This window comes from Nonomuraea sp. B12E4 (genome assembly GCF_039871825.1).
Taxonomy (GTDB): Bacteria; Actinomycetota; Actinomycetes; order Streptosporangiales; family Streptosporangiaceae; genus Nonomuraea.
In genome coordinates, this window is the sequence record NZ_JBDPME010000058.1 from 1 (window position 1) to 21,391 (window position 21,391).

20 protein-coding genes are annotated in these 21,391 nt (G+C 67.4%); 6 read left to right on the top strand and 14 right to left on the bottom strand.

What is annotated here, in order from left to right:
• Positions 1-124: 124 nt before the first annotated feature.
• The 10 genes from ABGB18_RS48405 to ABGB18_RS48450 form a co-directional block, all read right to left on the bottom strand.
• Positions 125-403 (bottom strand): hypothetical protein, encoded by a 279-nt coding sequence (locus ABGB18_RS48405; protein WP_347702484.1) that lies wholly within the window; start codon positions 401-403, stop codon positions 125-127.
• Positions 404-889: 486 nt separating this feature from the next.
• Positions 890-1,948, bottom strand: coding sequence for a phosphotriesterase (locus ABGB18_RS48410; RefSeq protein ID WP_347702485.1), 1,059 nt, complete (start codon positions 1,946-1,948; stop codon positions 890-892).
• Positions 1,949-2,022: 74 nt separating this feature from the next.
• The gene (locus ABGB18_RS48415; protein ID WP_347702486.1) at positions 2,023-3,822 is read right to left on the bottom strand and encodes a CocE/NonD family hydrolase; all 1,800 of its coding nucleotides are present in this window, start codon (positions 3,820-3,822) and stop codon (positions 2,023-2,025) included.
• Between the two features lie 81 nt (positions 3,823-3,903).
• Positions 3,904-4,683 (bottom strand): dipeptide/oligopeptide/nickel ABC transporter ATP-binding protein, encoded by a 780-nt coding sequence (locus ABGB18_RS48420; RefSeq protein ID WP_347702487.1) that lies wholly within the window; start codon positions 4,681-4,683, stop codon positions 3,904-3,906.
• On the bottom strand, positions 4,676-6,718 hold the full coding sequence (locus tag ABGB18_RS48425) for a dipeptide/oligopeptide/nickel ABC transporter permease/ATP-binding protein (protein WP_347702488.1): 2,043 nt from the start codon (positions 6,716-6,718) through the stop codon (positions 4,676-4,678). The genes ABGB18_RS48420 and ABGB18_RS48425 overlap by 8 nt, the downstream gene beginning before the upstream one ends.
• Positions 6,715-7,716 carry an ABC transporter permease gene (locus ABGB18_RS48430; RefSeq protein ID WP_347702489.1) on the bottom strand — a complete coding sequence of 334 codons (1,002 nt, stop codon included), beginning with the start codon at positions 7,714-7,716 and terminating at the stop codon, positions 6,715-6,717. The genes ABGB18_RS48425 and ABGB18_RS48430 overlap by 4 nt, the downstream gene beginning before the upstream one ends.
• Before the next feature lie 2 nt (positions 7,717-7,718).
• Positions 7,719-9,287, bottom strand: a complete 1,569-nt coding sequence (locus ABGB18_RS48435; RefSeq protein ID WP_347702490.1) for an ABC transporter substrate-binding protein — start codon at positions 9,285-9,287, stop codon at positions 7,719-7,721.
• 77 nt (positions 9,288-9,364) lie between these two features.
• The gene (locus tag ABGB18_RS48440; RefSeq protein ID WP_347702491.1) at positions 9,365-10,939 is read right to left on the bottom strand and encodes an AMP-binding protein; all 1,575 of its coding nucleotides are present in this window, start codon (positions 10,937-10,939) and stop codon (positions 9,365-9,367) included.
• Entirely contained in the window at positions 10,936-11,703 is a 768-nt protein-coding gene (locus tag ABGB18_RS48445; RefSeq protein WP_347702492.1) for an enoyl-CoA hydratase/isomerase family protein, read from the bottom strand. The genes ABGB18_RS48440 and ABGB18_RS48445 overlap by 4 nt, the downstream gene beginning before the upstream one ends.
• A 72-nt stretch (positions 11,704-11,775) precedes the next feature.
• Positions 11,776-12,438, bottom strand: coding sequence for a TetR/AcrR family transcriptional regulator (locus ABGB18_RS48450; RefSeq protein WP_347702493.1), 663 nt, complete (start codon positions 12,436-12,438; stop codon positions 11,776-11,778).
• 669 nt (positions 12,439-13,107) lie between these two features.
• Between ABGB18_RS48450 and ABGB18_RS48455 the strand changes: the two genes are divergently transcribed.
• Positions 13,108-14,022, top strand: coding sequence for an RNA polymerase sigma factor (locus tag ABGB18_RS48455; protein ID WP_347702494.1), 915 nt, complete (start codon positions 13,108-13,110; stop codon positions 14,020-14,022).
• On the opposite strand, the gene ABGB18_RS48460 is transcribed toward ABGB18_RS48455, so the two are convergent.
• Both ABGB18_RS48460 and ABGB18_RS48465 read right to left on the bottom strand, forming a co-directional pair.
• Positions 14,019-14,882, bottom strand: coding sequence for a hypothetical protein (locus tag ABGB18_RS48460; RefSeq protein WP_347702495.1), 864 nt, complete (start codon positions 14,880-14,882; stop codon positions 14,019-14,021). The two genes, ABGB18_RS48455 and ABGB18_RS48460, sit on opposite strands and share 4 nt — an antisense overlap.
• A gap of 39 nt (positions 14,883-14,921) precedes the next feature.
• The gene (locus tag ABGB18_RS48465) at positions 14,922-16,112 is read right to left on the bottom strand and encodes a tetratricopeptide repeat protein (protein WP_347702496.1); all 1,191 of its coding nucleotides are present in this window, start codon (positions 16,110-16,112) and stop codon (positions 14,922-14,924) included.
• A 307-nt stretch (positions 16,113-16,419) separates the two neighbouring features.
• Here ABGB18_RS48465 and ABGB18_RS48470 point away from each other — a divergent pair, with 307 nt between their 5' ends.
• Positions 16,420-17,172 (top strand): class I SAM-dependent methyltransferase, encoded by a 753-nt coding sequence (locus ABGB18_RS48470; protein ID WP_347702497.1) that lies wholly within the window; start codon positions 16,420-16,422, stop codon positions 17,170-17,172.
• A gap of 183 nt (positions 17,173-17,355) precedes the next feature.
• Here the strand turns inward: ABGB18_RS48470 and ABGB18_RS48475 are convergent, their stop codons facing one another.
• The gene (locus ABGB18_RS48475; RefSeq protein ID WP_347702498.1) at positions 17,356-17,757 is read right to left on the bottom strand and encodes a helix-turn-helix domain-containing protein; all 402 of its coding nucleotides are present in this window, start codon (positions 17,755-17,757) and stop codon (positions 17,356-17,358) included.
• 106 nt (positions 17,758-17,863) lie between these two features.
• On the opposite strand from ABGB18_RS48475, the gene ABGB18_RS48480 reads away from it, so the two are divergent.
• The 3 genes from ABGB18_RS48480 to ABGB18_RS48490 all read left to right on the top strand — a co-directional run bounded on the left by ABGB18_RS48480 (position 17,864) and on the right by ABGB18_RS48490 (position 20,029).
• Complete coding sequence (locus ABGB18_RS48480; RefSeq protein WP_347702499.1) at positions 17,864-18,565, top strand: DsbA family oxidoreductase; 702 nt, start codon at positions 17,864-17,866, stop codon at positions 18,563-18,565.
• A gap of 28 nt (positions 18,566-18,593) precedes the next feature.
• On the top strand, positions 18,594-19,298 hold the full coding sequence (locus ABGB18_RS48485; protein WP_347702500.1) for an SDR family oxidoreductase: 705 nt from the start codon (positions 18,594-18,596) through the stop codon (positions 19,296-19,298).
• 557 nt (positions 19,299-19,855) lie between these two features.
• The gene (locus ABGB18_RS48490) at positions 19,856-20,029 is read left to right on the top strand and encodes a hypothetical protein (protein WP_347702501.1); all 174 of its coding nucleotides are present in this window, start codon (positions 19,856-19,858) and stop codon (positions 20,027-20,029) included.
• A 17-nt stretch (positions 20,030-20,046) separates the two neighbouring features.
• Here the strand turns inward: ABGB18_RS48490 and ABGB18_RS48495 are convergent, their stop codons facing one another.
• On the bottom strand, positions 20,047-20,193 hold the full coding sequence (locus tag ABGB18_RS48495; RefSeq protein ID WP_347702502.1) for a hypothetical protein: 147 nt from the start codon (positions 20,191-20,193) through the stop codon (positions 20,047-20,049).
• 584 nt (positions 20,194-20,777) lie between these two features.
• Between ABGB18_RS48495 and ABGB18_RS48500 the strand changes: the two genes are divergently transcribed.
• On the top strand, positions 20,778-20,909 hold the full coding sequence (locus ABGB18_RS48500) for a hypothetical protein (RefSeq protein WP_347702503.1): 132 nt from the start codon (positions 20,778-20,780) through the stop codon (positions 20,907-20,909).
• Positions 20,910-21,391: the final 482 nt, after the last annotated feature.

The window sequence follows — 21,391 nt, forward strand, 5'->3', positions numbered from 1 at the left end:
AGCGCTGGCGCACCCTTCAGCATTTGACGCTCAGCCCCTCACGAATTGGCGATGTGGCCCGAGCAGCGCTGGTTCTCACCCACTTCGAGCACGGACGGATCATGTGAAAGTCGCAGAGAAAACCTCAATGCCCTCGGCCGGGAGTCCGGGCGACCGCGACGGCCCTCTTCCAGATCGCTCGCAACTGGAATCGAAAGATGCGGTCAGGGGACGAGGGTTCCGAATAGGAGCTCATCGTCTGCCACAGCTTGCGCCCGTACAGCGATATCTCGTTCGCCCGCTCCTGGTCGAGCCACCACTGGAACAGCTCGTCGTTCGGCGGCCCGCTCCAGCCGATGTCGTCGCCGGTCGCGGTGATGTAGCCGTCCAGTGTCGCGTTCATGCCGAAGATCAGTTTCCGCATCGTGCCAGCCTCCTGTGAGTCGATCTCATACGTACAGACGGGCAGGGCGCGGAAACCTCATCGGTGCGCGATCTGCGTCCGCAGGTGGTCCTCGCGTTCCGGACTCGGCACGGCGTACTCGGCTGGGCTCGGGCACTACTCGCCGACTTCACTCTCGTTCGGGTAGCGGCGCACCCATGGCCGGCTCTCTCCGACCGCTGCTGCCGTCTGCCCGGAGGGGAGGGCCTTCCACGGCCGCCTGCACCAGGGGCTGTCTATCTATTTCGCAGAGGCGTTGTGGTAGCGCTCGACGCGCTCGCTGCGCGAGCAGGAGTGTGAGCGATCTGGGTCCCTGGAGGCCTGGTCACCGCGCCAGTCAGGCCCTCTCACCGCGGACTGGGATCGACTGATTCAAGGATCGGTGGTGGGGTGAGGCGTTGCCGGCCTTGGAGTTGCTCGACGCGGCGGCGGAGTTCGGTGTCGTACGCTCAGCTGAGCAGTCGGGCGTTACCTGGACATTCCTGACAGGACTCTCGCCGGGTTGACGCGGATGATGGTGTCGATCTCGGTGGGGGTGAGACCGCGCGCCTGGAGGTGGGGGACGACATCGGTCAACACGTAGTCGTATCCGTTTCCGCCGTACTCGTGCAGCTGGGCCTTGGTACACACGTCGTGGGACAGCAGGATGCGCTCGACGTGACCACGCGCGACGAGCTCGATGACGAGTTCGACGTTCGCCCGCGTGTCCACCGCTGGGACGGCCAGCATGAACGGCAGTCCCAGCGTGTCGAACTCCACGTAGAGGCCCCGCTCGAGCAGATCCTCGACGACCTCCAGTCCTACGCCCGTCACGTGGCCGGCGATGACACGGTTGAGGTCGGCTCCAGCACGTTCCAGGTGGTCGGGCCCCTTGTGCCAGATGTCGGGGCGGCCGATGTGGTTGTGCAGCGAGATGGCCACGCCGGTGGCGGCGCTGGCCCGGGCGGCGGCGGTGAGGACTCGCATCTCGTTTGTCTCGGTGTCGTCGTCGAAGTGCTCGGCGCCGACCTCGCCGATCAGGCCGGCGCGCACTGCGGTGTCGTCGATTCCCTCCTGGAGGTCGCGCAGCATGATCTCCTCGAGCTCGCGGGTCTCGATGGAGTCCATATCGTCAGGGTGGTAGGCGCGGCGGTAGAAGCCGGTGCCGAGGACGATGTGTGCCCCGGTGATCTCGGAGAGTCTGAGCAGGTCCTCGGGCCGCTGTCCCATGCCGCGGTTGGTGACGTCGACGATCGTGCTGCCTCCGTGGGCCAGGAAGTCACCGACCTCCCGCGCCGCGACGTCGAAGTCGTCGAGCCGCAACAGGTCACGGTTGCCGCCGAAGAGCCGCTTCCTCAAGCGACTTGCGCGTCGAGCGGTGAACTTCTCCTGCCACTCGGCGAGCTGCGCCTCGTCCTGCGGGAACTCGAACCTGCTCGCTGTCCGCATGGCGGGTCTTTCGTACGGGGTACTCAGGTCCAGGAAGATGTGTTCGTGGGGCAGGGTCACCCCCAGCGATTCCACGCCCACCGGTCCTCGGACCGTCATGATGCTCCCCGTTGTGCACCCGCCGTCGGCCTCGTCGGCGGTTGTTCCAGGCCGTTCCGCTGCTCCTGGCATGTCTAGCTCCGTCTCTTCGTCTCGGAGTCGGTCCGTGGATCGCTGATTCGCGGAACCGAGACGTATGAAGGTTTCTGCGGTTCGCGGTGGATCGTGATTCGGGTGCTCGCTTGGTCGGCGGGGAGCGGTGAGAACGTCTCGGCGTCCGCGCCGGCCACGGCGAACCTGAGCCGGTGTCCTCGAGGCACCAGGGCGGACAGCGGGTGCAGGGTGATTCTCACCAGCCGCTGTTCGCCCGGGATGGCGGGGTTCCGGGTCGCCTTCGTGAAGGTGGGGGTCGGTCCCGGGTACGTTGCGTCGTCTCGTTCCGAACCTGCGAGGCTCAGCCGGACGCGTCCGTCGCTGAGCATTGTCACCGTGCCGTCGGGGGCGACCGACTCCAGGTAGGTGAAGATGGCCGCGTCATGTCCGTCGAGGGCGATCTGCAGGTTCGCGATGGGGGTCCCGGTGAGTTCGAGGTCCGAGTCGAGGGGAGCGGAGTCGTAGACGAGCAGGGCCTCGTCGGTCCGGCGCCTGTCTCCGTAGTCCAGCGGTGCGCCGAGTTGCGTGTGCCACCGGTTCTTGATGCCCGTCGTCGTCGCGAGCTCCACCTGGTAGATGTCGACCCCGTCGGCGGGGGATGCCTCGGACGTCAGGCTGTTTCCCTCGGCCAGGAACAGGTTCCACGGCTTGTGTCCTGCCGGCGGCCAGGTCGTGGTGGTGCGCCATGTGTCGGCTCCGACCGTGAAGTACTCCAGGACCTGTTCCGGGGGCGAGCCCGGCTCGTCACCCAGGAGGGGTCGCAGGAAGGCGTCGATCGCAGCGTACTGAGCCGCCCTGGATGGCTCGGGGGGTGCTTCGTCGCGTGCGCCGAAGGGGTTCGCGTTGGTGCTCGCCCCGTGGTTCCAGGCGCCGGTGATCCCGACGATGGGAGTATGGTAGGTCAGGAACCGGGTGATGACCGAGTCGGCCGTGCCACCGTCGTACCAGCTCGCCCAGTGCATGCTCGGCACCCGGCGCGCGTCGATCTTCGGCCAGAGTCCTGAGATGCTGACGTCCTCGAGGGTCGCGGCAAGATCTCCGGCTGTGAACGGGTCGTCGGAGTGCTCGAGGACCTCGAGAACCTGGCGCAGGTCGCCGTTCGCGCGGTGCTCGGCGACCGCTTCGGCCAGCAGGGTCCCGTCGTCGCCGTCGACCGGGGCGACGGAGTCGCCCGGCGGGAGGGCGTCTGCCAGCTCCGGCGCTGCAGGGTCGTTGTTCCTGTCGAGAGCCTGGGTGAGCGCGATCCAGGTGTCGCTGATCACCGTGTTGACGAGTCCGCCGGGGCGAAAGGCGTGCAGGTATTCGGTGAAGTCCGTGAATCGCGGCACCACGGCGCGGAGCGCTCCGTCGCTGGCGATGGCTGCGAGCTCCGCGGCGTTGCCCGGGTAGGAGGTCCCCAGGGTGGCGACGGCTCCGTTGCTCCATGGTTGGTCCGCGGCCCACCTGATGATGGTTCCGTAGTCCTCGATCTCCTCGGGTGCCCACTCCGTCGGCCTGGTGCCGAAGGAGGCCCCCGTACCCCGTACGTCGACGACCAGGAAGGCGTACCCGGCGTCGGTGAAGTACGCGATCGCGTCCCGGAACGTCTCGGAGACCGGTTTTGCCCCGGTCGACCGTCGCCAGTACCTGGTGAGCCAGACGATGGTCGGTCGTCGTTGGTGCTGGTCCCACGTCCACAGGTCGACCGCGAGCCGTGTCCCGTCCGTCATCGTGACGTACGACGATGCGGGCCGGGGGATCTTCGTGGGCGGGTCGGCCGAGAGATTGGTGTCGATGTACACCTCACGTGCTCCTTCGGGGAGGCTCGCCCCTGGAGGTCGGGGGAGGGGTGTCGGTCGTGGGTCGGGTGCCTCTGTTGCGGCTCACGTGGTGGTCAGCGGCGGGATCGTGAGGACTGCTTTGACGAGCTCCCGGGTGTAGGGGACGCGGCTATTGGCGAGCAAGGTCGCCGACGCGCCCTGATCGACGACTTGCCCGTCGCGCATGACCGCGATGTGGTCGCTGACGTAGCGGACGGCGGCGAGGTTGTGGGAGATGAAGAGGAGGGTCAGCGAAGACTGTTCCTGGAGCTCCCGCAGCAGGTTGAGGATGGCGCTTTGCACCGAGACGTCGAGGGCGGAGGTGACCTCGTCGGCCACGATCACCTCGGGCCGCGCGGCGATGGCGCGTGCCAGGGCCACCCGCTGGCGCTGACCGCCGGAGAGCTCGCGCGGCAGACGGTCCGCGTGCCGCCGGTGGAGGTGCACCAGGTCCAGGATGCGCTCGAGCTCTGGCCGGAAGTCGGCTCGGGGGACATGCCCGCTCGCCGCGATGCCCTCGAGGATCGTCTGGCCGGCGGTTCTGCGCGGGTTCAGGGCGCCGACGGAGTCTTGGAAGACCATCTGGATGGCCCGGGAGGGTCGTGGCCGGCCTCGCCGCGCCGACGCGTCGGCGACGACCCGGTCGCCGAGGGTGATTCTTCCGCGGCTGATCCCCACCAGGCCGACGGCGGCGCGAGCCAGGCTCGACTTGCCGGACCCTGATTCGCCGACCAGCCCGAGTGTCTGGCCCGCGCGGGCCGTCATCGATACGCTCTTCACGGTGGGTGGGACGCCTGCGGGGCCGTAGGTGATGTCGACGCCGTGGAACGTCAGGTCATCCATGGTGTGCTGCCCCTTCGTGCGGCAGGTCGCGAACGGGGTGGAAGCAGGCGACCCGCGTGGGGCCAGACTGCTCGAGCGGTGGCATCCGATCGGTGCAGTCGGCCTGGACCCGCGCGCACCGGGGTGCGAAGACGCATCCGTGGGGCCGCTGATCCGGCTCCGGCGGCCTGCCGGGCACCGAGCTGAGCCTGCGTTCCCGTGGAGCGTCGAGGTCGGGGACGGTCTCGACGAGCGCACGGGTGTACGGGTGCTGCGCGCGCCGCAGGTCCTCGACCTTCAGCACCTCGACGACCCTGCCTCCGTACATCACCAGGACTCGGGTGCAGAGGTTCGAGACGACGCCGAGGTCGTGCGAGACCAGGATCAGCGCGGCGTGAGCGTCGTTGGTCCATCTCTTGAGGAGGTCGAGCACCTGGAGTTGCACGGTCGAGTCGAGTGCCGTCGTGGGTTCGTCGGCGACGATGAGTGCGGGATGGTCCATGAGGCCCATCCCGATGACGACGCGCTGCCGCATCCCACCGGAGAACTCGTGGGGGCGGGACTGCATCCGACGGGCGGTGCCGCGGATGCCCACGGCGTCCAGCACCTCCACCGCCCGTGTGCGCGCTTCCCGCCGGGAGCGGTGTCCGTGCACGACGGTCTCCTCGACCATCTGCGAGCCGATGCTGATGACGGGGTTGAGTGCCGACATGGGGTCCTGGCTGATCAGGCTGATCCTGCCCGCAAGGTGCTTCCTGAGCGCGCGGTCGGCACGGAACCGACGCAGGTCGGTGCCCTCGAACTCGTGGACCGTGGCGCGGACCCGCGTTCCGGCGGGTTCCAGCTTGATCAGGGATGCGACGGACAGGCTCTTGCCGGATCCGGACTCGCCGACGAGCCCGACCCGTTCGCCCGCGTGCAGGCAGAGGCTGAAGTCGACGACCGGCGCGTGCTCGCCCCGGAGATCGCCCGCCTCGACGGTGAGTCGGTCCACGTGCACAAGGTGGGGTCCCGGTGGGGCGGCTCGGGGCGGTTCGTCGGCAGCAATCGGACGGGTCGACCTGCCGCGCTTCCCGGCCGGGCGCGTCCGGTGCTCGTGGGTGAACGACTCCCCGACCGCATTGAACGCCATCGCCACGAGCACGATCGCGATGCCAGGCGCCAGCGCGGTCGCGGGATTGGTGTAGAGCTGGCCGACTCCGTTCTTGAGCATGCTGCCCCAGTCGATCGCGGGGTCCCTGACCCCGAGGCCCAGGAACGAGAGGCTGGCGAAGGCCAGGAGCGTGGTTCCCGAGAGTACGCTCGCGCTGGTCAAGACGGGGGCGGAGATGCTCGGCAGCACGTGCCGGACGTACAGGAGCGGACCGCTGACGCCGAGGGATCGGGCGGCGGCGACATAGTCGCTGGCCAGGGCGGTGCGGGACGCCTTCTCGGTGACGCGAGCGAAGTAAGGTGCGAGCGCGAAGCCGATGGCGAGCGTGCTCCCTCGCGCTCCGGCCCCGAAGATCACGGCCAGGAACAACGCCATCATCAGCGAGGGGAAGGCCACCAGGACGCCGATTGTCCCGGAGAGAACGGCCGCGACCCGCCGCCCGGTCGCGGCGGTGACGGCCCCGAGAACCACTCCGGAGAGGACGCCGAGGCCCAGGGCGAGGACGGACAGTGACACGGACAACCGGCCGGCCACGAAGGTGCGCTCCAGGACGTCCCGCCCGAGGCCGTCGGTGCCCAGCCAGTGGTCCGCACTCGGACCCTGGTTCAGCACCGAGGGTGCTGGAGTGCGGGCGCTCTCGCCCCAGACGTGCTCCGGTACGACGACGAGGAGCAGGAGGGCGAGCAGCACGACGAGGAGGCCGACGGATTGCGGCTGCAGCAGCCGGCGCAGAGAACGCCCGGGGCCAGGGTGAGCCAGTCGGTCCTCCGCCCGGACGCCCGCGGGGCCGTCGCCGTCCGGTGCAGGGGGCCGGTGTCCGGAGCGCGGGTCAGGGACCGGGGTGTCGTCCGTCTCCCGGGCGTGGTCCCGGCCTTCGGTCGCGTTCCGCTGCCGGTGGATCATCGTGGGTTCTCCCTCGTTCGGGGGTCGACCGCCGTCAGCACGAGATCAACCAGCAGATTGAGCAGCAGGACCATGGAGCCGTAGACCATCGCGATCCCCTGTACGACGGGGTAGTCCTTGTCCTGGATGGCCTGCACGAATGGCATCGCCAGCCCGGGCCAGGAGTAGACGGTCTCGATGAGGACGGTGCTGGCGAGCATTCCTCCGAGGAGCAGTGCCCCGACCGTGAGGCCGGCGGGCATCACGTTGGGGAGGACGTGCCTGCCGTGGATGCGCAGGTCCGAGAGCCGTTTGGCTCGAGCCGTGCGGATGTATTCCGTCGTCAGCACAGAGCGGCCCTCGGCGCGGATGACCCGGGCGAGCATCATCGCGGGTGCGACGCTGAGGGAGAGGGCAGGGATGACGTAGGAGCTGAGGCCGGACTTGCCGGCGATGGGTAGCCAGGGATTGCTCACCGCGAGGACGTAGACGAGCCCGACGGCGAGGACGATCTCCGGCACGCTGGCGCCGATGGCCGTGGTGCCCGTGAAGGTCGCGTCGATGGTACGTCGACGATGCCGCTGTGAGGCAGCGGCCCCGATGCTGCCCAGCGGGATTGCGACGACCAACGTGATTGCGAACGCTGCCAGGACGAGTGAGACCGTATTCCACAGACCGGCGTCGATGATCTGGGAGGTGGGAATCCTTCGGACGATTGATTCCCCGAAGTCACCTGAGAGCGTCGACCTCAGATATCGCCCGTACTGAGCCACGAGCGACTCGTCCAGGTGCAGCTGGTGGCGCATCGTCCGCACGTCCTCCTGGGTCGCGCTCATGCCCAGGGCCGCTCGGACGGGGTCGCCGGGGACGAGCTGGACCATGAGGAACGTGAGCGTCACCAGCGCCCAGAGCGAGACGACGAAGCGGGTGAGCAGGGAAACAAGCTGACCGGCCAGGCTTCTTGCCCGCCGCGCGGAGCGACGGGCGGGAAGAGTGATCTCAGGTGCCGCAGAGGCCATGGTCAGCTCACGGTCCTCAGGGAGGTCGGGACGAGGAAGTTGCCCAGGGTGTCGAACCTGACCCCGTTCCCGAGCATCGGCACGTTCATGTTCGCGTAGGCGATCAGTGAGTACTCCTTGAACAGCGCGATCTCGGCCGCGTCCCAGCGAGCGCACTCCGCCTTGGGGTCCACCACGGCCTCACCCTGGACGGCCTGGTCGTAGGTCGGGTTCCTCAGCGACGCGAAGTTCGTGCCGTTGGGAGGCGTGCTCCCGGAGAAGTACTGGCTGTTCTGATTCGGCGTGCGCTCGCCGCTCCCGACGAGGGTGACGTCGAAGTTCGCGGTCTTGAACATCCGGTCACCCAGCTGGGAGTTCGGGACAGCCGACACTGTGACCTTGATACCGAGGTTCCGCCACTGGGAGGCGATGAAGTCGGCGCCGTCGGTGTAGCCTGGGCCCGCGAAGTTCGGCGTCAGGATGTCCAGGGTCAGCTGCTTGCCGTTCTTGGTGCGCTGACCGTCGCTGCGCGCGACCCACCCAGCCTGGTCCAGGAGCTTCTTGGCGCGGTCCACGTCATGCGCGGGCAGGTTGCCCTCGATGGTGTTGCCTGGGCACACCTTGGGTTTCACGGCAAGCAGGCTCGTGGGAACCTCGCCGTGGCCGCCGGTGGTGATCTCGCGTGCGGCGCTCCAGTCGACGGCGACCGAGAGAGCTTCGCGCACGGTCTGGTCCTGAGTCACGCGGCCGTCGGCCTCGTTGAAGGCGATGAGGCCACGCAGTACTTCGCGGTTGTCGTGGATCAAGCTGCTGATCTTCAGGAGGCGGTCGCCGTCGGCGCCGCTGATCACCGCCAGGTTGACGTCACCGCTGACCAGGAGGTTGGCGGCCGTCGTCTCGTCCGCGACGATCCGCACCTCGATGGTCTTCGGCTGACCCTTCTCGGTCCTCGTGCCGCCCGGGCCCCACGTGTAGTCGTCGCGGCGCTCGTAGGTGTAGCTGGCCCCGGTCTTGGAGGCGGTCAGCACGTAGGGGCCGGTTCCTGCCGTCGCCGCGGCGAGGGTGTCGCGGTCCTTCAGCCCGCTGTCGCAGATCATCGGGATGTCGGCGAGGTTGACCAGCAGGAACGCCGGGGCCGTCGGAGTCTTGATGGTCAGCGTGGTGTCGCTCGCCGAGACCGTCGTGCCGGCCGGGAACGAGCTGGCGAACGGAGAGCCGTTTTTCGGGTCGATGACGAACTTGAGGTTCTTGGCTGCGGTATCGGCCGTGAACTTGCTGCCGTCGGAGCACGTGACACCCGAGGTGATCTTGAAGGTCGACTTCGCCTCACCGACCACCCAGGAGGACGCGAGTCCGGACACGGCGGCGCCGTGGGCGTCGCGGTTGACGAGGTAGTCGTATCCGAATCGCGCCAGCTCACGGTTGAGGTCGAGGCTCGAGGTCTGCGGGTCCAGGTTCCCGGGGTCGGAGGGAACCGCGTACACGATCTTCGCGTCCGTGGCCGGTGCGTCGCTGCCCGGGCTGTCGTTGCCGCAGGCGGCGAGGCTCGCGCCGAGCCCGAGGCAGAGGCTGACAAGGATCTTCTTGTTCATGGGTCGTATCCTTCGTGCGTTCAAAGCGCCCACGTGAGGGAAGGACGGCGTTCGTGCTGTGAGCGCCAGGTGCGGCGTTACCGTCCAGCGGAAGTCGAGGCGCTCTCCCGGTCCCAGGTCGTCGACGTCAGCCCCTCCTGCTTCAACGACGTCTTGGCGACCTTCCTGGTGGGGGTGTGGGGCAGCTCGTCGAGGAGCCGCAGGTACCGCGGCACCATGAACGGCGGCAGCACCTCGGCGCAGAAGGCCGCGAGGTCCTCGGGGGACAACGTCTCGCCGGCCACGACGGAGTAGGCCAGCATCACGTCGTCCTCCGTCATCGGGCTCGGTACGCCATACGCCGCGCACTCGCTGACTGCTGGGTGGCGCTCCACCGCTGCCTCGATGTCCAGCGCCGACAGGTTCTCGCCGCGGCGCCGGATGACGTCGCCTGAACGGCCCGTGAAGTAGACCCAGCCTTCGTCGTCGCAGCGCACCAGATCGCCGGTCCGGAACCAGCGACCGTCGCGTGACCTGGCTGTCGCCTCGGGCATGCCCAGGTAGCCCTCCGACATGAGGTGCGGTTCCCGCGATGCAACCTCGAGCTCGCCCACCTCGCCGGGTCCGACGCTCTCGCCCTGCTGGTCGACGACGCGGATCTCGTACTCCGGGATGACCTGCCCGCAGGACCCGGTGCGGCGCGGGAGGTCGACGGGGTGCACGATCGGAACCCCCGCGTCGGTGGACCCGTACGCCTCCAAGATGCGTAGGCCGAACCGCCGCTCGAACTCCTCGGCGAACAACGGCACTGGGACCCCCCAAGCGAGGCGCACCGAGTTCTCATGGTCGTTGGTCCGCTCCGGAGCTTGGTGCAGCATCGTCAGCGTCGCGCCCATGAAGTCGAAAACCGTAGCCCGAAAGAAGGCGATTTCATCCCAGAAGTTTGACGTCGAATATTTCTCGCCGATTGCAGCAGTCCCGCCGACGGCCAGCGCCGCCATGATCGTGTAGCTGATTGCGTCGGCATGAAACATCGGGAATGGGCAATACAAGACATCGCTGTGCCTAAGTCCCATGTATTGGGCCAGGAGTTCGCCTTGCCGAACCAGGTAGTGATTGCTGAGAATGCAGCCTTTCGAGGGGCCTGTCGTCCCTGAGGTGAAGAGGACCATCGCACTTGCCGCAGGCTCTGGGGAGTGGTCGATTCCTCGTTCGATACCTGTTGGGCTGTCGATTTCGGAGATTGTTTTCCAAGCGGCCGGGATTGTGACAGAATGAACCGGACGGGCTGCGGCGACGAGAAGTTCCCGGCCCCTCAACAGCAGATCGAGTCGGTGGGCCTCGTCGTCGTCCGCGAATACGGCTTGGGCGTTGGTCAGGCGCAGCTGATGTGCGAGTTGGTCGTCGCTCAGCCGGGGATTCAGGGGTACGGCTGTCGCGCCGATAGCGTTGAGGGCGAACCATGTGATGGCGTGGTCGACGCAGTTGCGCATCACGATGAGCCCGTGGTCGCCGCGTCGCACGCCGAGCCGATACAGGCCTTCTGCTCGCGCAGCGGTAGTGGCGACGACCTGGCTGTATGTCAGGGCACATTCGCGTGTGTGCAGGAACGTGTGGTCCGGGAACCGTTCGGCGGCGTCGGCGAGGGTCGACCAGACGGTCTTCCCGTTCATGACTGCCTCCGACCATGGCCGGCATTGAACGAGGTGATCCGGTCAGAGGTTTCATCTGATCGAAAGGAGGCGCCCAGCAGCTCCGACTCCAGGTTGAGCGCTGCCTCGAATCCTGGACCGGCTGCGCGCAACAGTTGCTTGGCGTAGGCGACGGAGTGTCGCGGCGCCGCCGCGATGGCACTCGCGATGTTGATGGCTTCGCTCACGACGGTCCCGGTGGCGACAACCCTCGTGACGAGTCCGATCGAAAGGGCCTTTTGCGAGTCTAGTTCACGTCCGAAGAGCATGAGTTCTCGTGCCCAGCCCTCGCCGACGCAGCGGCGCAGCAACAAGGAAGCGGCGTTGCTTACAGTCATTCCGAGTCGTGCTTCGGGACACACGAAGCGCGCGTTTGAAGCGGCAATCCGCAGATCGCAGTTCAGGGCGAGTTCTAGGCCGCCACCGACGGCGACTCCGGCAATGGCCGCCACGGTCGGCTTGTCTGTGTTGAGAAGCAAGCGGGCGAGCCGCTGAAAGTTCGCAACCTGCTTTTCGAAAGCATCGGCAGTCATGGTAGCCGCAGTCGTAAGATCCTCGCCCGAACAAAAGGCACGCTCGCCGCCGGTGAGGACGATCGCGCCCACATCGTCGGAGCGGCAGGCGCTGTCAACAGCTTCGACGAGCAGTTTCACCGCGTCCGGGTTCAATGCATTCAATTTTGCTGGCACGTGCAGTCGAATGACTGCAACCGGGCCGTGTTGGGAGATCATGACGGGTGCGCTCATCGAGGAAAGTCTCCTAGTGGCGGAAAGCCAACAGTCGAGGGTCGATGCGAAGTCGGACCGCACTGGGCAGAGTCAGAGCGACGGGTGTGGCGGCAGCACTTCCCGAGGTGCTCCGACGCTGACATCAGTCCGTCTCATCGGTCCGGTCAGACCCCGGGCCCGCACGAGTCCGAGAGCCAGATCTGCTTGAAGCGCGCACAGTTCAGGCAGGTGCATTGGACCGTCGAGCCTGTACCAATGGGCGACACCAGTCGCAAGGGTCAGGAGCCCGGCCGTTGTGATCGGGACGTTGCCCACGTCGAATACCTTGCTTTCAACGCCTTGTGTAACCACCGATCGCCAGAGCGCTTCGTAGTCATCGCGGAGGATGCTCACTTCCTTACGGGCGGCCTCACTGAGGGAACGCACTTCGGTGTCCGAAACGAGAGTAGACCGGCGCCGGCCGCCGTGAACCCACACGTGCATCTCGACAAGCGCCACGAGTCTTTCGCACGGGTCCGAGTGCGTCTCGAGTGCTTCGCGCGCTGCCTTGCTCAGTGGATCCATGACGGAGCGCATGATTTCGACCAGGAGATCTTCCTTGCCCGTCATGTAGTTATAGAGCGTCGCTGTCTGGACACCCGCACGACTCGCCAGTTCGCGAATCCCGACGGCCGTAAATCCCTTACGGGAAAAGAGGTCAATGGCGGCGAGCATGACACGTTGCCGAGTATCCTCACTCATTTCGTCAACCATGGTTCGAGTTCCCCTGGGTGAGGCTTGCTGCCGCGCCCACGTGCACTCGACCGACCCGGCCATCGAGTCCGTGGTCGATCCGACGTGCAGCCATGCTGACCCCGACGCGCCCGAAAGTGCCGGCCGCGCGACTTGGCCCGTAGGCACTGGCCAGAGCGGCTCTCAAGCCCGGATGCCCTGCGCGCGCCCGACCTCGAATGTTCGGACTGCCCACGATCTCCCGTCCCTTCATCGGCCTGGTGATCGATCGATCGATCGGTGGGACGAGTAGACATCGCGACCGGATCCTTGTCAAGGGTGGGCTCTTCCTCTCGCCGATCCCCAGCTCAGCCCCGTACAGGCAAGGCCTCCATGAGCGGCTCCTCGGCCGAGTCGCTGTGTCGGCAGAGACCGACCTATGCCGATATCCGCACAACTGGTGCCGGGCGCCGGGCGGGAGCCGGCATCGGCGCCGTCGGCGGCGCCTTCATGGGCGCGGCGGGCTTTCTGATCCAGTCGTTCTTCACCCAGTTCGACCCGACGCTGAATCCAACGCCCCTTCTTCGGTGTCCCGGAGGACCGGGCCCACATCGACCGCGGCTTCTCCGGCACCACCCGCCCCAACCGCGTCGGCCTCGACCAGGCGTCACGTCAGGTGCGCTGTTTCGGCACTTTGGGCTCGAGCGGGCGGTGGCAGGCGAGGAGTCGGCCGCCGTCACCTGCGAGATCGCGCAGAGCCACCACGGCGCGCTCACGATCGAAGAGTCCGACGCCGGGTTCCGTCCGTTCTACGGACGCCGATACGTCAGGACGGATGGTGGGCAGGCGAGCGGCCGGGTTGCGGGGACTTTCGTTCCTGCTCGGGGATTCATGAAGGACCAGCGAGCGCTCATTGAGCTGATCAACCAATGCGCTCAGGAGGAAACCGACCCCGAGCGACACCTGACGGCTTGGGAAGCGCCAGAACTCTGGGTCTCCTCATCCGAGAGCAACGGGCCTGATCACCTGCCCAGATCGCCGGGTCCAACCCCTTTTCAATTTACCTTTCTCACCGCCTTCCGCCGGCGCGGCCGCTACGACCTGGCCAGGCGCAGCGCCCTACCCTGGCTGTACGGCATCGCCACCAACCTCATCGGCCGCCACAAGCGCACCGAGGCCAGACAGCTGAACCTGCTGGCCCGCACCGGCGTGGACCCAATCACCGAACCTTTCACCCCGCGCAGCGACGAGCGGCTGAGCGCCCAGGCCGCACAGCAGCACCTGGCCGCCGCGCTTGCCGCGCTGCCTGCCGGGCACCGCGACGTGCTGCTCCTGGTGACCTGCGGCGGCCTCGGCTACACCGAGGCCGCCGAGGCGCTCGGCATCCGCGTCGGAGGCGTGGAATCGGGTCGGCGGGCTGCTCGCGGAGTCCTATCTGCCCGCCGCGCAGCGGGCCGCGCTCTTCCGCGCGGCGGCCACGATTCCCGGGGTGGTGACGGTGAAGGAGGCGCAGGACGCCGCGGGGCGCACGGGCATCGCGGCGGCGATGGTCTCGCCCCTCGGGGTCAGGGAAGGGTACATCTTCGACCGAAAGACCTACGGCTATCTCGGCCGCTGGGTGACTAGGCGATGGCCGGTGGCGGACCCATGTCCGCGGGGTGGTCGAAGGTGTGATCCATGCCGAAACCGCTGCCCGGATGATCGGGGCCGGCGCCGAGGGCGAGGTCCGTACTTGGCAGGTCGCTGGAGCTCTGCCCGCCGAAGTCCGTGCCCGGAAGGTGGCCGTGGGGCGTGCCGTCGCCGGTGTGGTGGCCGGTGCCGCCGATGTGGGGGTCTCCGAAGTCCGTACCTGGCAGCGTTCCCGTCGAAGGCCCCTTCAAGGGGGACGCGTCGCTCGCCCCCGGCTGGAGGTCTTCACTGTGCTCGGTCGAGAGCGTTGGCTTGTGCGCGGGGGTGGTGTGGGAGTCACTGGAACCTGGACCCCCGTGTGACTCCAGGACTCGGGGTGCGAACGGCTGCGAGTTGTCGATGCCGATCTGTTCCTGGACCTGGTCCAACTCGTTCTGCCTGGTTCCTGAGTGGTGCGCCGCGTCCGTGGGTACGCCGCCGTCCAGCCCGGTTTGCCCGGGGTGCGCCCGGGCCTGCCACATCTCGCGAGCACCCGCGTCGAAGAGGATCGGCGGCTCGGGGGTGCCGCCGGCGGCCGGCGTGTGTGGCGCGGACGCCGCGGGTGCGAGCGTGGCGTGGTGTGCGGGTTCCTGGGGAAGGCTCGCTTCGTGGTGCGGCGCCAGGTCCGCCTTGTGTGGGGCATGGGAGGCCGAGTGTTCGGTCAGGGTGAAGGGCGGGGAGTAGTGTTCGGCCGCTTGGTGGTCGGCCAGGGTTTGCGACGCGGTGTGCGGCGCGTGTTCCTGCCCCATCGGCATTTTGTCGGGATGGTCGGCCGGCTCGTGTTCGGCTGGCGTGTGCTTGTCAGAGTTCGAAGCCATCGTCGCCACTCCGTTCTGGTCTGAGGGGGAGTCCGGATGTCAGGTCCACGGCCCCCGGATCGGCAGGCGTTCGGCGGGGATGCGGGATTCGAGGTAGCGGCCGACCTTCTTGACCAGCGCCGGAGTTCCGACACCGGACATTTCGATCTGGGTGACGGACGACGCCCCGTTGTCGTTGTAGCGGATTCCCAGCGACGCGGTGTGCGTGAAGTAGCTGCCGAGGGTACGCAGATAGCTGGGCGCCTCAACAATCTGGTAATACCAGATGAATTGGACGGTGCGCCGGATAAGTCCTCTCCTTATCTCGACGCCGTATTCGTAGACGTCTGATCCATTGATCCGGGAATTCAGGAGCGCGCCCGGAATCCCGATGATCACGATGATCAGGATCAAGGTCGTGCCACAGACGGAGAGCAGCGCGTTCAGGGACGGCGGCGCCAGCGCGTCCCCGAGGTTGTCCCAGACCTGCACCGGCGGGCGCAAGTATCCGGTGGCGATCCCGGCCACGGCGACGAGCAGCGCTGCCGCCCCCGCGACCCGAGGCGCCCCGAACAGGATGCCGGCGACGACGAAGATCGCCACACCGGGCAGCTCGCCGGCCAGCGCGGCCACCAGCAGGACCGCGGCCACCGTGGCCAGGAGGGCCTTGCCGAGCATGGTGGGGGCGAGGTGCCTGGCCTGGAGCCGGAGCGCCTCCTTCAGTCCGCCGCGGTCGACGGCGTGGCGGCCGTCCACTCGGGCGCGCAGTGGTGGCGGAACCTCCTCGCTTGAGGGGAAGGTGTGGCTCAGGTCCGCGGAGTTGCCGGAAGCGGCGCCCGAGGGCGGCTGCTCGCACTGGCTCAGTCTGGCCCGCGCGTCCGAGAACTCGGCGAACTCCAGGACGCTCCGGTAGGCGTCCGCGGCTCCGGCTCGGTCTCCTGCCGCCTGCAGGATCCGGCCCAGACGGTAGGCCGCCTCGTAATGCTCGGGTACGGCAGCCAGCACGCGGTGCAGGTGGGGGACGGCGTCAGCGGTGCGTCCCAGATCAGTCAGGCACACGACGAGCGCGTAGCGAGCGGCGGTGTGGTCCGGGTCGCGACGGAGAATGCCTTCCAGGAGCGTCAGTGCTTCCTGCGGCAGTCCCTTGCGACGCAATTCGCTCGCTTGCTCGTAGGCTGTTCGGGCATCCTGATCCGACTTTTCCGATGGCTCCGATAAAGGGGCCGTGCCCGCGGTATCCGCTTCTCGCATGCCTCATTTTCGAGCGACCCGCCCCGCCATGCCAAGCAATGATTCCAAATAGTGACCAGCTGAATCCGTCGGGTAGTGCTTTATCAGGTATTTGCGCGCGATAATTGGGCGCCCTCCGGCCAGGCTGGGTCGCCGCGGATGTGACCGTCCGCGCCCAGAAGCCCGGGGTGTACGACTTGTCCGTTCGGCTTCGCCCAGCATCGCGCGGATGTCGGTGGCTCTGCCCCAGAAGCGATCAATCACGGCAACCAGGCCATACGCCAATGACGCTCGTGACTGATGGGGCACAATAGCCTTTGTGCCTACTATGTCCGGGAAGCCCGTCGAGGCCGCATCTTCATCGCGATTCAACGACTACGACAAGATGGCTGAGGGGTATGCGGCCGAGAACGAAACCAGCCTTCTCAACGCGTACTATGAGCGGCCCGCGATGCTGGAGCTCGCCGGGGACGTGACCGGAAGGCGCATCCTCGACGCCGGCTGCGGGTCGGGTCCCCTGTTCTCCGTGCTGCGCGATCGAGGGGCCATCGTGACCGGCGTCGACGCGAGTGCCGGGATGCTGGAGCAGGCCCGGCAGCGGCTGGGCGCCGACGCGGATCTGCGGGTCGCCGACCTGGCCCGCCCACTGCCCTTCCCCAACGAGGCGTTTGACGACGTCATCGCGTCCCTGGTGCTGCACTACCTGGAAGACTGGGGACCGACACTGGCCGAGCTTCGACGCGTGCTGAAGCCTGGCGGCCGGCTCCTCATCTCGATCGACCATCCTTTCTCCACCACTCTCTTTCAGCACATGGCCGGGGAAAAGCCCAAGTACTTCGAGACCCGCAGCCGGACCGAAGAATGGACCATGGGCGGGCAGACCGTCCAGATGAGGTTCTGGGACCGGCCGCTGCACGCGATGACCGAAGCCTTCACCGCGGCGGGCTTTCGCATCAGCGTCATCAGCGAACCGCCGTTTGTGCCGGAAGCCCGCGAACTGTTCCCCGAGGAACTCCGCGAGATCGAGCCCACCCGCACGAGTTTCCTGTGCTTCTTGTTCTTCGTTCTCGAAGCCAGCTAGGCGCCCCGTAGCGATCATCGTTCATGGCTGGGTACGTGTTTGCACCCCGGAAGTGCTTCATGGGTGTGTTTCACACGTCTACCCGTTTGCGCCGACTCATGAACAGCGTTCGCCCTGGACGCGCCCGGCCGGAGGCGCTGTTTCATACGTGATCACCTATGAAACAGCGGCCGTTCGCGGCTGTCAGGACCCGGCTGCGGCGCGGTCGCGGTGGGCGCGGATCTCGTCGTGGTGGTCGGAGGCCCAGCCGATCAGCTGTTTGGCGATGTCGAGCAGGCCGCGGCTGAGGGGGGTGAGGGTGTACTCCACGCGCGGCGGGACCTCCGCGTAGGCCGTGCGGGTGATCAGCCCGTCCTGCTGAAGCTGGCGCAGGGTGTGGCTGAGCATGCGCTGGGAGATGCCGGGGACATCGCGCTGCAGGTCGGTGTAGCGCAGGGCGCCGTCCTCCAGGATCGCGATGATCAGCATGCTCCACTTGTCGCCGACCCGGTCCAGGATCTGGCGGATGAAGGCCATCTGGTCGACCGGGATCGCCGCGCAGGGCCCCCGGCTCGCTGCGGCCGCCGATCCCCCTGCGTGCTCCATAACGCACATTCCCCTCCGTGACGCACAGTGATGTGCCTTTTGTAAGCCTCTCCATACTGTCCTATCTTGACGTTACGCACAAATAGTAGGAATCGGAGGGGTTGCTATGAAGGTCGAGATCTGGTCCGAGGTGACCTGCCCCTGGTGCGGACTGGGCAGCCACCGCCTGGAGCGAGCCGTCGAGCGGTTCGAGCACGGCGAGCACGTGGAGGTGGTCCACCGGTCCTTCCCGCTCGGCAGCGGCTTCCCCGAGGGCTCCACCTTCACCGTCCGTGACGCTCTGCAAAGTCGGTACGGCATGGGCAGCGATCAGGCCGAGGCCTCGACCCGGCGGATCGAAGCGCTGGCCGAGAACGAGGGCCTGAGCCCGTACCGAGTGCTGGACAACACGGTCGGTAACACCGACCTGGCGCACGAGTTCCTCGCGCATGCCTCCGCCGAGGGAAAGAACCGGGCGGCGTGGGAGGCGATCTTCCGCACCTACTTCGGCCGGGCCGAGCCCGTCTTCTCGCTGGAGGACCTGCTGAAGCTCGCCGGCGAGCTCAGCCTGGACCGTGAGCGGACTCGCCGGGCGCTCGCCGAGCGGCGCTTCCGGCAGCAGGTCCTCGACGACGCCCGCCAGGCGCAGCGCCTGGGCGCGAGCGGCGCCCCGTTCATCGTCGCCGACGGCCGGTACGGCGTCGCCGGCGCGCAGGACAGCGACAGCCTGCTGCAGCTCCTGCCCAAAGCCTGGGATGAGAACCACCTGGTCGCCCTCGCCCCGGCCTGCGGCTCCGACGGCTGCGCCGTCCCCTCCGCAACCTCCTGACCCCATACTCAATGGAAAGTGAACTGATATGCCTACTCTCGCCATCGTCGGCGCAGGCCCCGGCATGGGCCTCGCCATCGCCCGCACCTTCGGCTCCCAGGGCTACGATGTCGCTCTCATCGCCCGCAACCGGGCCAAGCTCGACAACCTCGTCGGCCAGCTCACCGCAGAGGGCATCACCGCCGCCGCGTTCCCGGCGGACGTGCTCGACCACGACGCGCTGGCCCAGGCCCTCAAGGACGCCGCCACTCTCTTCGGCGGCATCGACGTCCTGGAGCACTCCCCGGCCCCGAGCATCGGCTCCCTGGCCCTCGCCTTCCCCTCCCAGACCAACCCGTCCGATGTGCGGGGGCTGATCGACTTGCTGCTCTACAGCGCCTTCACCGCCACCCAGGCCGTCCTCCCCGCGATGCGTGAGGCCGGCGCGGGCACCCTGCTCTACACCAACGGAGGCGGCTCGGTCGACCCCCACCCGATGCTCGGCAACGTCAACGCCGCCCAGGCAGCGCTGCGCAACTGGGTGCTCAACCTGCACAAGGAGCTGACCGGCACCGGTATCCAAGCCGCGCACGTCGCCATCGACGTGTGGATCGGCGCGGGCGGCCCTCCCGGAGCCCCGACCGCGGAGGCCGAGGAGATCGCCCCTCTCTACTGGGACCTGCACACCCAACGCGACGAAGCCGAGCGCGTCTTCACGGGGGCCTGGTCATATCCGGCCAGAAATTCCCGCTGAGCCGCCAGTGGATGATCGCGTACGAGCACGGCGGATGAATCAGTCTTGATTTGGGCGTACGTGTGGGTAGTGACATCGAGCGCGCGTAGCGTGACGGTTTGTGGCACAGGAGTATCTGTCCGCCGCACAAGTTGACGGGTATGGCCGGTTCGTGGCGGACCCAACGCCGGAGGAACTGGAGAAGTCCTTCTTCCTGGACGCCCCCGCGCTGAAGGAAGCGCGGGGCAAACGGCGCTTGCACAATCGCCTGGGCTGGTCTCTCCAGTGGGGCACGGTGCGTATGCTCGGCACGTTCCTGACCGACTCCGGGCCGGCGGAGCAGATCCTCATGGCGGCCGGCGCGGCCGCCGACGTCGGCGCCGACCCCGCGAGGATCACCCGGGCCTCCTCGTTCGCCTACACCGGCGCCAATGCCGAACTCGTCAACCAGGGCGAGGAAGCGACCCAGGTGATGCTCCTGCGGGTGCAGGCCCAGCGGCTGGCCAGCCATCTGATGGTGCTGGTGGCCGACTCCCAAGCGGGGCGCGCCGACGCGCCGCTGATCGCCTACCCCCGCGATGCTGGTCGCCACCGCGCTGGAGAGCCTGCTGCAGGCCGCCCAGGCCGAGGGGGCGGCGGAGCGAGCGGAGCGGTTCCGTCAGGTCGCCGAGACGCTGCGCGGAGGGGCAGAGGTCGCCGGGGAGTTGGCGGACAAGGCCGAGGCGTACGCTGCCCGCTTCGAGGGGTCCTGACCTCCCGGGGAGAAGCGTCAGGCGATACCGCAGCGCAGGGCCAGGCCACGCAGTTCCGGGCTGGTCCGGCCGGTGATCAGCAACGACTGCACGAGGTCGCGTACGGCGGGACGGGCGGGCGTCGGCGGCGCGAACCGAAACAGTGTGGGCTTCCCCTCTTCCACCTGCGGCTGTATGCACAGTGACCATGAGCGTTGGGGGCCGTGGGAGGCGCCCTGCGGGATCGGCGGGGATCTGCTGTCATCACGAGTCATGCGAGACGACTCGTGGAGGCGTGGATGGAGGAGTACAGCGGAGCGGTCCGGGATGTCCTTGCCCTGGACATTCCCTCGGATCGGCCGCGTCCGAGGAGACCAGCGATCGGCTGAAGCCGTTCCGGCTGCTCGACGGTGAAGGTGTCGAGGTAGCGGCAGTCACGGAGTTCCTGCACCACATGCTCGCCGACGACGCCAGCCCCGCTCGCTGCGGTCCTACGCCTACGAGCTGCTGGCCTGGTTCCGTCCCTCTGGGCGATTGATGTCCCGTGGCAGCGGGCAGGGCGAGCGGAGGCGAGAGACTTCGCGCTCCGGCTGAAGATGGTGAAGAAGCCGCCTCGGCGTAAGCATTCAGTAGCTCTCGATCTTGCTGGTGTGAGGGCCGTCGGCAAGGTGCGACGACCTTTGGGTGCCGAAGACCCCGGAGCGCCGTCCGTCGTATGACGAGTTGGCATCGCTGGTGGTCCGGCAGATGGCCACGATCGAGGCTCAGCGTGGCCGGTCCGCAAGACGATGACGCGGCCGGCGCCGAGCTGGAGGAGGTGCTGCGGCGCTATCCCGACACCGGCCGTCTGGTCCGTGACCGGGCCTCCACCATCTGCACGGCCTCGCTCGTCGCCGCCTGACGGCCGGGAAGAAATACGGCCTGGTCAGGCCACGCTCTGGCCCACGAACTCCCGGTGCGACTCCTCCATTTCGTCGGCGTGCTCCAGGACCACGACGAACTGACAGTCGGCCTTGACCGGCGGTACGTCGTCGGGCCTGGCGGTGGCCAGCCTGTGAGTTCCGGCGATAAGTGGCCGGAAAGTTCCACTGCTATTTGGCCGAGTCTCTTCTGGAGTGAGAAGGATCTTGGAGTCGGTAGATCTACCGACGGTGCGCGGGGTTGCTGGTAAGAGCCCGTTGATCGAGTGGCTAGCGTTCCCTGGACGGGAAAGTTGGTAAGTGCTGACGTGTCGATGGTTGCCTGATCATCGGGTCCAGAACTGGCAGGAGCCGTTGATTGACTGATCTGAGTTCCCGGCCGTTCGGGGCTTTCCATCACTGTGTGTGATCGCCAGGAGCGTAGGTCTTCCATGTTCCGCCGCCCTCGGCTGCGAGGTTCTCG

What these genes read in the sequence shown, in the direction of transcription:
- ABGB18_RS48435 (WP_347702490.1), bottom strand. Translation starts at nt 9,287, where the DNA reads ATGAACAAGAAGATCCTTGTCAGCCTCTGCCTCGGGCTCGGCGCGAGC.
- ABGB18_RS48485 (WP_347702500.1), top strand. Translation starts at nt 18,594, where the DNA reads ATGCCTACTCTCGCCATCGTCGGCGCAGGCCCCGGCATGGGCCTCGCC.
- ABGB18_RS48490 (WP_347702501.1), top strand. Translation starts at nt 19,856, where the DNA reads ATGCTGGTCGCCACCGCGCTGGAGAGCCTGCTGCAGGCCGCCCAGGCC.
- ABGB18_RS48425 (WP_347702488.1), bottom strand. Translation starts at nt 6,718, where the DNA reads ATGATCCACCGGCAGCGGAACGCGACCGAAGGCCGGGACCACGCCCGG.
- ABGB18_RS48460 (WP_347702495.1), bottom strand. Translation starts at nt 14,882, where the DNA reads ATGGCTTCGAACTCTGACAAGCACACGCCAGCCGAACACGAGCCGGCC.
- ABGB18_RS48475 (WP_347702498.1), bottom strand. Translation starts at nt 17,757, where the DNA reads ATGGAGCACGCAGGGGGATCGGCGGCCGCAGCGAGCCGGGGGCCCTGC.
- ABGB18_RS48440 (WP_347702491.1), bottom strand. Translation starts at nt 10,939, where the DNA reads ATGAACGGGAAGACCGTCTGGTCGACCCTCGCCGACGCCGCCGAACGG.
- ABGB18_RS48405 (WP_347702484.1), bottom strand. Translation starts at nt 403, where the DNA reads ATGCGGAAACTGATCTTCGGCATGAACGCGACACTGGACGGCTACATC.
- ABGB18_RS48410 (WP_347702485.1), bottom strand. Translation starts at nt 1,948, where the DNA reads ATGACGGTCCGAGGACCGGTGGGCGTGGAATCGCTGGGGGTGACCCTG.
- ABGB18_RS48470 (WP_347702497.1), top strand. Translation starts at nt 16,420, where the DNA reads ATGTCCGGGAAGCCCGTCGAGGCCGCATCTTCATCGCGATTCAACGAC.
- ABGB18_RS48430 (WP_347702489.1), bottom strand. Translation starts at nt 7,716, where the DNA reads ATGGCCTCTGCGGCACCTGAGATCACTCTTCCCGCCCGTCGCTCCGCG.
- ABGB18_RS48420 (WP_347702487.1), bottom strand. Translation starts at nt 4,683, where the DNA reads ATGGATGACCTGACGTTCCACGGCGTCGACATCACCTACGGCCCCGCA.
- ABGB18_RS48465 (WP_347702496.1), bottom strand. Translation starts at nt 16,112, where the DNA reads ATGCGAGAAGCGGATACCGCGGGCACGGCCCCTTTATCGGAGCCATCG.
- ABGB18_RS48450 (WP_347702493.1), bottom strand. Translation starts at nt 12,438, where the DNA reads ATGGTTGACGAAATGAGTGAGGATACTCGGCAACGTGTCATGCTCGCC.
- ABGB18_RS48480 (WP_347702499.1), top strand. Translation starts at nt 17,864, where the DNA reads ATGAAGGTCGAGATCTGGTCCGAGGTGACCTGCCCCTGGTGCGGACTG.
- ABGB18_RS48445 (WP_347702492.1), bottom strand. Translation starts at nt 11,703, where the DNA reads ATGAGCGCACCCGTCATGATCTCCCAACACGGCCCGGTTGCAGTCATT.